Origin of the sequence: Candidatus Uabimicrobium amorphum (assembly GCF_009002475.1) — a bacterium.
GTDB classification, from domain to species: Bacteria; Planctomycetota; Uabimicrobiia; order Uabimicrobiales; family Uabimicrobiaceae; genus Uabimicrobium; species Uabimicrobium amorphum.
The window spans coordinates 6,264,113-6,278,762 of the sequence record NZ_AP019860.1; the positions used below are offsets into that span (position 1 = coordinate 6,264,113).

Sequence of the window (14,650 nt, forward strand, 5' to 3'; positions counted from 1 at the left end):
TTTATTAAAAATATAAGTTATTAATTACAAGAGAATTTAATCCCTTGTAATCCAATATCATGATGTACTCATTTTGTTTTTGTGTGTGTTTGAGCTATTTTTTGCAAAATACTTTGTAGTTGTTTTATTTCTTGGCGAACGTTAGAAAGCTCCGTTTTTAACTCATCGTTCTGTTTTTGCAAATGTTTATTGCGATTATTTTGCTTAATGGTGTAAAGAGTAAGTTCTTCAATTTTCTTTAGTAGCTGAGTCGAAATCTCCGTGATGTTAATGCCATTTTGGGCAATTTTTTCCTTGCTCGGAATCCCCGGGAGATGTTTTAAAGTCTTAATTTTTTCTTCTAATGTTTCAAGTGGCATCAAATTGTAGTCCGATTCAAAAACATAATCCGGCCAGTTAACATCATGCATAATTACTAATGACTGTGCTTCAATTTCCCCTTTTATTTTTAGAGAGCGTGTACGTACTTCATCTGTTTCTAAAATGTTTTTATTTTCACTCTGAAATAAATGTTGTCCTACTTTATTTTGAAGAGCTGTGAATTCCATCTGGTTTTGGAGAAAAGCGCCACTTAACATAGTAAAATTTTGTTTTAACGCCGTCTGTGTTGTATCTATTAAATCTATTTTGTTAGTTTTTTCATTTACTTGTTTCAAGGTTTTATTTACTTCTTCTATACTACCTTTTAACTTAAGTATTTCGAACAAATTCGTATCTGTTGCTTTTATACGATCTTCAAGAGTAGATACCTTTGTATTTAGATTTACAAGGCTTATTTCACCACTTTTAATATCACCGTTAGTGCTTATTTCTCCGCCAAGTATTAAATTTCCAGAAGATTTGACATTCCCTTTGACATTTAATATAAAACCATCAACTGGTGTAGTTCCAATTCCAACAAGCCCACCACTGTTGATGTACATTCTTTTTTGCCCCTGTGTCTGAAAAATAAGGGAACCGTTGTCACTTGTGCCCCCTTCAACATCAAGAATAAGATTTCCAGGGAAACTATCACCAAATTTGCCAAAAACTCTCGTTCCGTTAGTTACTCTTTCAACTTCTAGTCCTTTGAGTTTAAATGAACTACTTTCTATATATTCCGCTTCAACTTTTTTGGCAAATACGGTTCCAGATGCTTGTATGTCACCAACAATGTCTAGCATTTTTGTCGGTGTAGTTGTGCCAACGCCTACAGCTCCGTTGCTGTTTATAAACATGCGATCTTTACTTTGGGTGCGAAAAAGAAGTCCACCAGCGGTGCTTAATCCACCATTGACATCTAATACGAGATTGCGATTAGAACTAGGACCAAAATTGCTGTGAACCTTACCGTTTTCTAATTTTAGGTGTCCTCCCGATACGCTTACTGTTTCTGCTGAGAGTTGATTGGATGCTGTAACGTTCTGGGCTGTAATCTTACCAGATGCTAATATATTTCCTCCCACATGAAGATGCTCTTGTGGATTTTTTGTTCCTATGCCAACAGCTCCTGAATTACTAATACGCATTCTTTCTTCGGCTTGATTTTGACCAGTTTGAAATACCATCGCTCCATGACCACTAACTCCACCTTCTATACCCAGAACCAGATCGCGATCAGAACTTGTGCCTATTTTTGAGTGTATAGATGTTCCACCCACAGTTAAATTCTTGGTTTTTAGGAAATCACCAGTGACAGACTCCGTAGCAACTACATTTTTTCCACTAATGGTACTGCTTGATACAACTTCCCCACGAACATCTAGCATTTTTGTCGGATTTATAGTTCCTATACCAACATTTCCACCTCTGCTAATATACATTGCTTCTTTGGCATAGTCTTCTGCTGTTTGAAAAAGGATTCCTCCGGCTTGTGCTACTCCACCTGTAATAGAAAAAGTTAAATTGCTTCCAGACGCTTCGCTAATAGTAGAAGAGATAGAAGTCCCACTTAGGATTAAATTCTTGGTTTTTAAGGAATCACCAGTAACAGAAGTCGTAGCAACTAGATTTTTTCCAGTGATGGTATCACTTGAGACGACTTCACCGCGAACGTCTAGTGTTTTCGTTGGATTTATAGTTCCAAGACCAACTCTACCACCTCTATTGATGTACATTGCTTCTTTGGCATAGGCTTCTGCTGGCTGAAAAAGGATTCCTCCGGCTTGTCCGACTCCACCTGTAATAGAAAAAGTTAAATTACTTCCAGATTGTTCGCTGATAGCTGAAGAGATAGAAGTCCCACTCAGGATTAAATTTTTGGTTTTTAGGGAATCGCCAGTAACAGAAGCAGTAGCAACTAAATTTTTTCCAGTGATAGTATCGCTTGAGATGACTTCACCGCGAACATCTAGTGTTTTAGTTGGCTTTCTAGTTCCAAGACCAACTCTACCACCTCTATTGATGTACATCGCTTCTTTGGCATAGGCTTCTGCTGGCTGAAAAAGGATTCCTCCTCCATCAGCTGTTCCTGCTCTCTCTCCTGGCCTACCTGTAATTCTAAAAGTCAGGTTATGTGCAGAACTTGGGCCTAAACCGCAAGACACTGTTGTTCCAGCTAACTGTAAAGAATGAACTTGTAGTTTTGGAGTTGAGACTGAACCTATTGTCACTAAATTTCCAGATTTATCCAACTTTAGTACAGCATGTTCTTGGCTCGCTACTGGACGATAGTCAGTTCCTGCTGGGGTATTTCTAAAAGAAATTATGAATTGATCTTGTGCAGCAGAGCTTTTAGGAGGTAATCCCCAAAACCATGCAGTATTAAGATTATTTAGGGTATGAGCATATACACCTGCACCGCGGATATAATTGTAGGATTTTAATAGTATAGCGCTTTGAGTCCAGTTATCTCCTCCTACTGCCGATATTGTTAACAAGCCTGGATCACCTTGATTCCTATTTATGATACTCATATTCGGATATTCTTCTTGTTGGGTAAATGCAAATGGCACTGCTAAAACAAACACCAATAGTATATATAATAAATTTTGCATTCCTTGTTTCTCCATATTCTGTAAATTTGTAGTTATAGAAGTACTCGATGAGTTAACTATGGTGGAAAATATCTATCACCTTATTATCTATATCTTGAATAAACTAAAATAAAGCCATACAAATTAAAAATCAATATTATTATTAAAAATCAATAAAGTTAAATTTTTTATATTTATGGGTAAATCTAAAATAAAAATATAATTTCTAGTTTTCGTAAAAGAATGACTCTTTAATGTAATATTTTTTTGCAAAGGGAGGGACGTTTTTTCGCAGTTCAAAATGAGGGAAAACCTTAGATTAATTTTCTATGAGGTCAGGGAGGTAGGATTTTAAAATTAGAGTGCTGGATACTCCGGAAAGAATAAAATTGTTAGTCTGACTCTAGTCCAAGCATTATTTGTGCACAAATGTTTGTATAATTACCCGTGGGTCTTTGCGGCGGAGCATTTTCATTAAGGTGGCTAACGGATTTTGTATTGCGGTATTGCTATAAAAAAAATAAATAAATTCATCGCCCACCACATCGTCTAAAACAAAAGCTTTTCCCATCTCAGGAATAAAATATGTACCTGAGAGTGTTGGCTGGGTTGGCTCAGGACGCTCAAAAAGTGGGTTGTTTGGGAAAATTTGAGCCCATTTCCCCGAACTATCTTTTTGATATCCATATAAGTAAATATTTTTTTGAATGCTGGAGGAGACATTCAGAAGTAAAAAGTATGGCTGTTGTGAATGCATTACATCTCTCATAACTTCCCACCCCTCATTCTTTGTGCGTTTTGACATAACATCAAATTGGACGGGAGGATATAGTTTTTGGTATTTTTGCAGTTGTATTTTTTCTCCACTACCTTTGATTAATTTTTGTACTTTTTGTAGTAGTGCATCTACTTTTTCCCACTGTCGTTTTTGTAGCGATGTGTCTATTTTTGAGAATATCTGCTTCACTGTTATTTTGCGTTTTACTTCTTTGATATTTGCCAAACCGGCTTTGATCGATTTTTCTGCCTTTTCTAAAAATGGAGATACTTGCAATGTCGTTGATTGCGCGTTTGTTTTTGCTACTTTAAACCTCTTGACGGCTACGCGCCACTGCTTGCTTTCTATTTCTTTTTTTAAACGGTGTAGTGCTTGTAATGTGTATATCTCTTTTTTAAAACGGCGATTTGCTTGTTGTGCTATTAGCAAATTTTTTGCTGCCACAAAATTTTGGCGCTGGACATAAAGTTTTACTTTTGCCCTTGCTTCCTGCCAAATTTTCTCATTGCATAGGCGAGAAGTTTCTTGTATATAACGAATTTCTTCTTGTAGTGATTTTTCTATTTTTCCCATTCCCTCTAATGCTTTTTTCCATTGTTTGTCTTTCACAAAAGCTTGTACTTTTTGTAGTTTTTGACTAGTTTCTAACCACATCGTAAATGGGCGTAGTTTGTTTGGAAGATAGGCTTGTTGATTTTTTTGCCCCTGTAAAAAAGCGGCGGTTGCTTGCTCAAATTTGTGGTCTGAAATATTCTTTTGTCCCAATTCCCAAAGTTTTTTTACCTCTTCACTAACAGCGTATTTCATTTTGTCAGATAAAGCAACAATTGCCTTGTGATAGCTTTGGAACTGTAGGTCTTCATCAATGTCATCGAAAATGTTATAAGCAATAGCAAATTTTTTGTTCGTTAAAAGCCGTTCTATTTTATCAACAGTTGTTAAGAATTGATTTCGTCGTAACCTTTTTTCTTCTAATGATCTTACTTCACCTTGTGTTTCTATCAACTTTTTGTTTCTCTCTTCGGCGAGTTTTGTCGCAGTTTGTGCTTTTACTTTTTCTTGATTGATCCAGTATGAACTTGTGGCAAGTGTTACGATAATGATGACGACGGCTGCTAAAAGTCCATATCTGATTATTTGCTGTCGCAGATCTCGTTGTTGATTTTGTTTTAAGATAGATTTTATTTTTTGTAGTAGCTGAAATTTTTGCAAACCGTCTTTTAGTTCGTTAGTTTGTGCTATTGCCAATCCCAAGTCTTCATTTTTAAGCGCCAACTCAATCAGTGATAATTGGGCAACTTGCTTTTCTTTTAAAGCTTTCTTGTTATTCGGCCATAGTTCAATTGCTTGTTGGAAACCAAAAATTGCTTCAGAAAATTTATGGTACAGAGGTGTAGCTTGTTTTCTAATGATCGCTGATTCTGCAAAATTTATTTTTCGTTGGCAGTCATGAAGTCGTTTTTCTGCAGCATTCGTAATTGTCATACTTTGTTGATGCGACAGGTAACTTTCGATATCTTTTTTCATGTGATCCACATTTTGATAGCGGTTTTTAATATTCACGGCCATTGCTTTGTGGCATATCCGTTGTAGTTCCTCTGGTATGTCTTCGGAAAATTTAGGTAGTTCACCTGTAACAGCAGCAACAAGGGCTGCCATAGTGCCTCCTCTATGTGGAGGAGTTCCCATCAAGATGTGATAGAGTATACCTCCAAGTAAATACACATCTGTCCATGGGCCAATGTGCTTTCCCGATCCTTTTGCAAGTTCCCATGACATATAGCTAGGAGTTCCAAGAGGAGATTTTACGGCAGATTTATGTACCGCGACACTGTTCTCTTTTTGATTTCTAATGTCGACGGCAATTCCCCAATCCATCACCAGTACTTCGCCAAATTCTCCGATCATCACATTTGATGGTTTTAAATCGTTGTGGACAATTCCTTTGCTGTGCGCATATGCGATCGCATTACATACATCCAGTAACACTTTAAGATGTTTTTCAACATTATATTTTTGAGCTAATTTTCGTTCTTCAGATGTCTTAGGATGAAGTAAGTTTTTCCACTCTATTCCCCCGACCAGTTTCATTGTTAGAAATACTTCTCCATTCTTGTTTTCTCCGAGTTCGTGGACCGGAACAATGTTTGGGTGGTTGAGGTAAGCAGTTACCAATGATTCAGAGACAAATTTTTGTTTTTTGATACGATTTTCTTCCCCAAGTATTTTTTTGATGGCGACTTCGCGTTGTAGACTAGACTGCTTCCCTCTGAACACAACTCCCATACCGCCACGGGCGATTTCTTCCAGCATTTTGTAATTCCGAGTTGAAGAATCTGTTGCATCTGGGGCTACGCGATTGGCTACAACCATTTCCTTATTTTGTTTTACTTGAGAATGTTTATTTTTGCTGTCTTCTGCCAGTGTTAGTATAGGCAAATTTAGAGAAACGTTCTTTCCACTACCCCAATTTCTACTTCGGTAAGTTGCGTCCGGATTTGATTCTCCAATTTGATCCTCTGGAATAATGTCTTTCCATACCTTTTTTATTTCGCTTTGGTTATTTGCGGAATTTTCTTCAGGGGAAATTGTGGAGTCGTGGGAAAATGTGTCCGTCGGTGATAGATTTTCACTATGGATTGTGCCATCGTCGGAAAAGGTATCTGTTGGTGACAGATTTTCACTATGGATTGTGCCGTCGTCGGAAAAGGTATTTGTTGGTGACAGATTTTCACTATGGATTGTCCCATCGCCAGAAAAGGTATCTGTTGGTGACAGATTTTCACTATGGATTGTGCCATCGCCGGAAAAGGTATCTGTTGGTGATAGATTTTCGCTGTGGATTGTCCTATCGTCGGAAAATGTATCTGTTGGTGCAGAGTTCGAGTGAATTGTGCCATCACCAGAAAAAGTCTGTTGCTCCGGAAATACGGTAATATCCTGTGAAAATGTCACTTCCTGCGATTTACAAGATTTGTGTACGGTGTGTTTCCGCGAATTATCTTGTTCGTTATCCATGATTTCTCGCTATTGAATAAATGTTAATGAACGACACGCCGTAGCACAATTAATCTTTTAATTTCGTAATAACAAAATCAGGAGAATTATTTGGGATGGCAAGAGTCGGTGTTTGCCGGCGATCGGTTAATTCTTTTACCCGATTCGAAATATACAAATACAGACTAGAAACGGTAACTTCGCCCGTATTCATCAAATCTGATTTACCTGCTAATCCTTCAAGAAGTGCCTTAGTAAAAGCACCATTACCCCATTCTTGATTTTCTAGAGATAATTGTTGTCCTGCCGAGGAGGCAAAAATAACTAAGTCTTTGCTTTTTGACGAAGATAACTTTTGAATTTGCGAGTCTATATCTATACGTTTACCACTGAGAATCCCTCCAGAGCGACATGTATCTACAAAAAATACTGTCTTTGCAACAAAGGAGGCAATTGCTCTTTGCAACTGGGCAAAAGAAATGGCTGTGAGAGGTAAACTATCTGGTAGAAAGTTATACGGCAAAAAATAATACCCTCCGTGATTATCGTTTTCCCCATGCCCGGAAAGAAAAATCATCACCATGTCTTTTGCAGTGCTTTGGCGTTTTATCCATTCTAAACCATCGAGGATATTTGCTCTAGTAGCGTCGCTGTCTACAATCGTCTTGACTCTAACACTCCGATATACTTGCTGCTTTTGATTTTGCAGATTGTCAATAAAATCTTTAGCGTCCTTGGCGGCAAATTGCAATTGCCAACGTGGATTTTTGTAAAGACTGATACCGATGCTCAAAATGTAAAGATCGGGCCGTTCTTTTTCCAATTTTTGTTTTTTTTCTGCTGAGGTGAGTTCCGCTTGTAAAGAGCGACTACTTTGTTCGTCCGCATCGGTGTTATCTTCAAAGAAAATATTGCCAAATGGATCTACCACTTGTTGTTCTTGTATGTTTTTCAAAGCTGTTGGTGGTAAAGTTGGAGAAGTCACTCCCAAAGACTGCGCCACGGTTTTGGGACGACGAAACTCACTGGAAACCGACAAGATATTTGGCAATTTACTATCCTCGCGATTTTTGTGTTGTACAAGCAAACTCTCACCATTGGCAGATGAGGCAAATGCTCCTCGTGGGTTCCATACAACCCAACGTTTTAAATCTTTATGTTGAAAAAAAGTCAGTTTTACGTCACCATTTTCTAGAGAATACCATCGTATACAGCCATCGGCCATCGTAGCAATGACAAATTTACCATTACGCGTTATATTCACATGACAGGCCTCCGACACTGCGGCTTGCCATACTAATTGTGCTTGAGTGTTAAAACACCTCAAATAAAGATCACTGCCTACCACGACTTTTTTATTTGCGTTATCGAATGCAACGCATCTAATGATTTCCGCATCGGAGAATCGCACATCTTTACCGTTTAGACGAAAACTATGTTGATTTCGTTCAAATTTGATTTTCGGTGACTCCGTTATGGCTGCGAAAAAAGGTATGGTGTTACCGTTGTGATCTCTTGGGATCTTTTGCGAAAAGCCATTTAAACCTTTTGCAAGGGGAATGAGAGAAAAGTACGCCTGTTCCCTTTCTTTTTGACCATAACGAAATTGAACTGTTAGACCATCAGGAGATACTTTTAGGTATTGTCCATATTTACGATTGTCGATCACGGGAGCACTTTTGTAGAGTAGCAAGTTGTTTTGGTAAAGAATTCCAAAAGTTGGGTCAACTGTGGCAAAAGCAATGCTACCATCAACCAACGAAAACAAACTACTCACATCGTACTCTCCCAGAAGTATATCTTGAAAAGTATCAGGAGCAGCATTGTACCAACGGCGTAAAAATTTCCGATTTTGTGTTTTGTGGAGGCTACCTCCAGCGTACAGAGAATTGTCAATTGCCCAGCATACAGAGTGGGGAAATCCTTTTGTGTCCTGAGTAGATAAGGTGAGTTCTTTTTTCAAATTAGCGGTAGAGAGAATAGCTACCTCAGGAATATCTAAAAAACCTATCGCCAAGCGGAGACCATCGGGAGAAAAATCGAGAGAATGTGGTTGACCTGTGATGGCTTGTTTTGCGGTTAGCAGAAATAGATTATTGTACGTTCTTATGTGTCCATCGCGACTTGCTGTTGCCAATTGATTGCGATTATTAAAACGTATTTTGCTTACGGCACCATCATAATGAATATCCTTGGCAAATAGAGAATAATTATTTGTTTGGTAGACACGGATACCGTGCTTTCCTCCTAAAGCCGCGACTAAAAACGCGCCGTTTTTTGAAAATTCCAGATCCATAATCACATTGGGCAAACCGGTGATGCTTTTCACTAGTTTACCTGTTTGTACCTCGAAAACATAGATAGTTGCACGATGGTCCTGATCAAGACCTGTCCACCCGCCAATCGCTACAAAATCGCCATCCGGAGAGATCGAAGCGGCATATATTTTTCCCTCACGCCCCTGATTGATGGGGGTTCGTAAAGTGACATGCAAACTTCCACTATCCACAAACCAAATACGTGTCGTTTTATCCAGCGAAGCGGTCACCAAGTATCGTCCATTATCGTCCGCTAAAATCTTACGAATGGGGGCATTATGCATTTCCGCTTCGATTTGTAATTGTGTTTTAGGAAAAATTGCCTCTTTTGATTGTGGGAGTTTTCTTTCAACACTTAAATCATCGCGACTGTAAAATTGGTGTTGGCAACTTGTTATAAATAACGTAACAAAGATGATGATGCGAATCATAACAGTTTCCTCGATTAAGGTTAAAAGTAGTAATGCATACCGAACATTAAACGTATTGCTGTGAGGTCTAACTCTGCAGAGAAAATTTCTTCCCCTCCTACCTCCACGGAAAAATCACTGATATTAGTTGCGTATGACAGTGTGGAAGAGAAAGTCCATTGCTCCCATAGGTACCACTCCGTACCGATGCCTATTTCATAACCAATATTAAAACTTTCAAAGTCCTCGATCTCCAGACCATCTCCGGCTTTGTCAGAATACAAATTGTATTGAAATCTACAACCAATATACATGAAGGTTTCAAAATAATTAGGTAGGAGCACAGAAGGAAACATGTGCTCTAACAAAGAAAAAAAGCGCAAGTAGGCAGTTGGAGTTAAACTAATGCTATGCGAGGTAATAAAATCGTCGTCAAAATCAAAAACTACATTTTGCAGTGCGTCCACTGCTTGTAATTGCACATCATCAACGTAAGTGAACATGTACTCAAATTGTAATCCAAAAGAAATTCCCGGATAAAGATAACGATCCATGTCACCCCTAAACGACATTTGCAATACAAAACCCGGCTCAAATTGATTTACATCTTCTTGATTGAATACAGCATTGTTATTCGCAAAGAATTCATCTGTGAAATCGATGGAATCATTTACGAAAATACGAGGGCCAAAAGATACTCCAAAATTCCATACTACTGGACGAGTTTCTTCTATAATTTCTTCCGGTAAAACGGGCATGGGGTAATGTTGCGCATGCGTAAACAACGTTATGAAAGCAACAACACATAATCTCTTAAAAAGTGATAGCATCCACTGTCTCCGATAGGAAAGCTAATATTGGAAAATGGCGATTTTAAAATTTTATTTGCAAATTACTCCTTGAATTTTTCGTCAAGGCTTGAGATAAAGAGAAATAAAATCTCACTGTAACAGATTTGGTGGTGGTAGTTGTATACGCATAAAATAAAATCACCAAGGTCACATTGAAATTTTTTCTATAAACATAAAAGTACTGCAAGACACTAGAAAATGAAGGCTTACTCTCTTTCAAGAGAATAAATATTTCTATTGTTTTTTTAGATTTTCTTTGTGACCTATGTGGCTTTACACCAACCACCGAAGGCGCTAGAAGTGAGAATGAAATTTTATTTTTATAATTATTTGAAATGTTTTTTGTATTGGAGAATTATAGTCAAAAAACATATTATTGCAAATTATTTTAATCTACATGTTAGGAGATTCTCGTGATTAGGTTTCTTTGCTTTGTGTCTTTACTTATTATTTTGGGATGTAGCAATACAAAAAATGTTTCACCTCAAAACAATCACTCCGAAACCATAGGCCAACAAAATAAAGCTGAAATTCCGTTGATTTTGATAGATAACAAACCCTTAAAACTAAATGGGAGTTCTTATAGTTTTTCCAGTACGGCTTCTGCGGAAATACAATACAAAGGCAAGGCTTCGTTATTTGTAGAGAAAAATGGTCAGATTACCCGCGAAGAAATGCCAGAATACATTGCGTTAGAGAATTTCCATCAGAATACCAATTGGTACATCACCGATGATACAAAGCCCATTGACAAAAGTGCAATAAAAAGTACTCACATCGCCACCGACGCCTCACTAGTTTCCCCCATTATATGGAATATATTCCAGATAGAAAGTAGTACATCGTCAAAAAAACTTTTGGCGAAGATTCAAATTTTACAGACACCATTTTCGATTAACATTATGCTGAAAGATCATGATAAAGAACTTCCTCTACATCAGGTACAACTAAAGAGTAACTCTCAGATAAAAATGGGCGTACGTTTTTATGAACGCAGCCACTTTGCTATTTTCCTTTGTTATTTAGGGATGAATGATCATCCTGTAAAAATAGAGCAAGTATATCCATATAAAGAAGAGAATAAAACCCAAGAAAATAATCGTGATGCCGTATTGACAATACCAGCACAAGACACTTTAACTATTGATGATCATCCTGGAAAAAAAGTGGTGTATTGTTTTTGGGACAAAGCAACTTTAGATTGTTCCGAAATCAGAAAGTGGTTGACAAATAACGCTAAGGGCTTTTCTACTACGCAATTTTATGATGTAAATGAGAAGAAATTGGTTTACATTGGGGACGAAAAAAATCGCGTTGTGAAGGGAAATGACATTAATTACAAAAACATTCGCATAGATTTGGACAAGAAATAACCAAGTGGAACATCAAGGCGAGATGAACAATAAAAAACAATGAAGTCCAATGTCATTTCTTGTACAAGTTATCATTAAAAATTTTATACATGAGTAAAATTTCATAGCATTAAAATAACTTATTTTGTTAGTATAGCTTAGATATTATCATCGATAGAAAGTAAATCCGCTCTCGTGTTCCCTGAGCGCATACTTTATCTTAAATTTTATATTTTATGAATTGATGATTCGACCTAGATAAAAACTTGAGCAAAGGTGTTTTTTACCCCTGGTGACTGTTTTATCTTAACGACTGATACAGTAACATACTATAAAAAAGTAATGCTTGTCAACATTGCCTATGGAGGAGGTCATGAATATTTACAAAGGACTGTTGGTCATTTTTTGTGTATGTGCGAGTACAATGATCTACGCGCAGGAGCGCGGTTTAAAAAAGCTACAGGGACTTAAGTACTCACAGCCATATGTCGTGTCCACTATTGGCACGGCCATTGCCGTTAATGTCCCCTCATTTACACAAGGGGTCGCTTCGCGGTACGAAATTACCCCAGCCTTACCAGCAGGGCTACAATTTAACAACAAAACGGGTGTGATTTCGGGAACTTCTGTCGCCAACAGTGAAAACGAAACAAAGCGTTTCACCATCACCGCCTTTAACCCGGTAAGTTCTACTACTGGGTTTGTCGAAATTGTGGTGATGCACCCGCAAAAATTTCTCGTTGTCGATGACGAAAATGGATTTGTGCGCATTTTTGACATCGCAGCGCCACAAGATGTCGCTGTAGTTGCGGTTGCAAATCCTGTGTCTTCTGCCTTTGGCAATGGTCGTTTCGCAATTGCAACAGACGGCAATGGCGTTGTTTTTGTCGATGCAATCACCAATCAAATTCAAGAAATTGTGGCACAAGACGTCGAACTAGGAGGAGACAGTAGCGTATTATTTTTCCAAAATCGCTTTTGCATTGTGGGCGATGAAACCGTTTTGATTTTTGACGTTGCGACTACAGAGAATAAATTAGTGGCCACTCTGCAGTTTGACGAGGGCATAGAAGGACAGGCCGTTGTGATTAACGGTTTTTTCGGTATACCAACATTTTTTGAAGATGGAGATTTCCCCACAGCGTTGGCTTTAGTGAATCCTCAGACATTTGAAATAGAAGACGAAATCCCATTAGAAGGCCAACAGACCATCGCTACAGATGCTGGTAACCGTATGTTGTTATATGTCGATTTTATCGATGACGGAGTCAATGGTCCTACAGCTTCGTTTATCGATTTTGAAACACAAGAATTTATCGATTTTTTCTTTTTTGACCTAGAACAAGTACCCACGCAAATGGTTTTTGGCAACAACGTCGCGGCGTTAGTTATGCCACAAGTGGGTGATAAACTTCGTTCGGAAGTGCGATTCTTTTCTATGCATCAACGGATCGTAGAACAACTGGACTCTGTACCAGGAGCTGGTATTTCCAGTATTGCCTTTGGCAATAACCGCTTTGCTATTGCCAACCAGTTAGACAATACGGTGACCATTGTCGAAGTTATATCGAACATCGGTCGAATGGAAATCAACACACTCGCAACTATTCCAGTGAATATTAGTCCCAATCGCATTACCTTTGGCGGTAACCACTTTCTCGTTACCCACCAGTTTTCCGATACGGCAATATTAATTGATGCCACTACCAACGAAATCTCTACAACGATCAATGGCATTCGGACTCCCAACGCCAATCCTTTTAGTAGAGCTGATACTTGTTTTAGTTTCGGCAATACCTCATCTTTTTGTACCGTTATGGAAAGATTTCTTGGTGCTAGGAGTAAAGTTTATATCATCGATGGCAACAACGGTGGCATTGAGGACGAGTATGATTTTCCACCTGCTGGTCCCTTGTCTATAGAGGACAAAAAGGAGCAGCAAATACTACGCCACCAAATTCAAAAACAGTTTCTCCAGTATCGACGTAATAAAGATCCGCAATTGCGCAAACAGATTCGTAAAAATCAGCAAAAACTATACAACCTGACCAATAAGCGTTCTGTCTCTTCATCGCGTTTTTCGCGTAGATTTAACCGCAGGGTTACTTTTGAAGGTGGTAAATTTTTTGCTTTGAGTCGTTCGGGAAACATCTTGGTTATCGATGCCGCTACACGCCTTATACCTCGAGCTTTTAACACGGTAGGAGGTGATACAATTGCAAGTGGAAAAAATCGCATTGTACTACCAAAGTTTCCCGGAGTTTCTATTTTCGATTCCCAAAGCTTTGAAGAAACTACCAACATATCTATGGACGGCAATGTTTTTGAAATTGTATTTGGCAATGAAAAGTTTTTAGCGGTCTCCGATAATCGCCAAGCGAAAATTTTTGATGACAATGGTAATGTATTGAAAACATTTGTGGCCGAGACACTTCCATTTCAAATCAGTGCCGCTGCTTTTGGCGACAATTATTTCGCGATTAAGGGTTCTACTAGAACTGTTGTAATAGACGCAACCAGCAATGATGTTGTTTTCACAATAGGATCAGAATCTACTAACGATTCAGACTCTATTGCGTTTGGTAATGGTAACTTGGCGATTACCAGGGGAAATTTTCAAGCCAATTCTGTTGATTTAGTAAACTTAGCGCAAAAAGGGATCTCTACTTTTACGAATAGAGGACAACCTGGAAGCGTTATTTTTAACAACAATCGTTTTATTGTATCTAATTTACAAGCTCATACAGTGAGTATTGTTGCTAGTTTTGGTACAGAAGTACTCACAGTACCAACTGCGTTTAACCCTCACAACATGGCCGCTGGCAACAATCGAATTGCCATACTCTGTGGAATAAGAAATGGAAGTGAGGCGATTACTGTTATAGACAGTATCACACACAAAGAAATCACAACGATTCCTGCTCCTCTAGGAGTTCCAGAATTTACCGACATTGTTTTCAATCCAGGGAAATAAAACGATTCAAGGACAA

Annotated in this window: 6 protein-coding genes; 2 read left to right on the top strand and 4 right to left on the bottom strand. The window is 38.2% G+C overall.

Annotation, left to right across the window (positions count from 1 at the left end; all coding sequences use genetic code 11):
• Window positions 1-68: 68 nt before the first annotated feature.
• From UABAM_RS22570 to UABAM_RS22585, 4 genes are all read right to left on the bottom strand, one after another.
• On the bottom strand, window positions 69-2,975 hold the full coding sequence (locus UABAM_RS22570) for a coiled-coil domain-containing protein (protein WP_151970257.1): 2,907 nt from the start codon (window positions 2,973-2,975) through the stop codon (window positions 69-71).
• Between the two features lie 394 nt (window positions 2,976-3,369).
• Window positions 3,370-6,750: a protein kinase domain-containing protein gene (locus UABAM_RS22575; RefSeq protein ID WP_151970258.1), complete on the bottom strand. Its 3,381-nt coding sequence runs from the start codon at window positions 6,748-6,750 to the stop codon at window positions 3,370-3,372.
• A gap of 49 nt (window positions 6,751-6,799) precedes the next feature.
• On the bottom strand, window positions 6,800-9,478 hold the full coding sequence (locus UABAM_RS22580) for a caspase family protein (RefSeq protein ID WP_151970259.1): 2,679 nt from the start codon (window positions 9,476-9,478) through the stop codon (window positions 6,800-6,802).
• Between the two features lie 20 nt (window positions 9,479-9,498).
• A complete protein-coding gene (locus UABAM_RS22585; protein WP_151970260.1) occupies window positions 9,499-10,287 on the bottom strand; it encodes a hypothetical protein in 789 nt (262 codons plus the stop codon).
• Between the two features lie 434 nt (window positions 10,288-10,721).
• Here UABAM_RS22585 and UABAM_RS22590 point away from each other — a divergent pair, with 434 nt between their 5' ends.
• Together UABAM_RS22590 and UABAM_RS22595 are read left to right on the top strand one after the other, a co-directional pair.
• On the top strand, window positions 10,722-11,681 hold the full coding sequence (locus UABAM_RS22590; protein ID WP_151970261.1) for a hypothetical protein: 960 nt from the start codon (window positions 10,722-10,724) through the stop codon (window positions 11,679-11,681).
• Window positions 11,682-12,033: 352 nt separating this feature from the next.
• Complete coding sequence (locus UABAM_RS22595) at window positions 12,034-14,634, top strand: Ig domain-containing protein (RefSeq protein WP_173013505.1); 2,601 nt, start codon at window positions 12,034-12,036, stop codon at window positions 14,632-14,634.
• The last annotated feature ends 16 nt before the right edge of the window (window positions 14,635-14,650 follow it).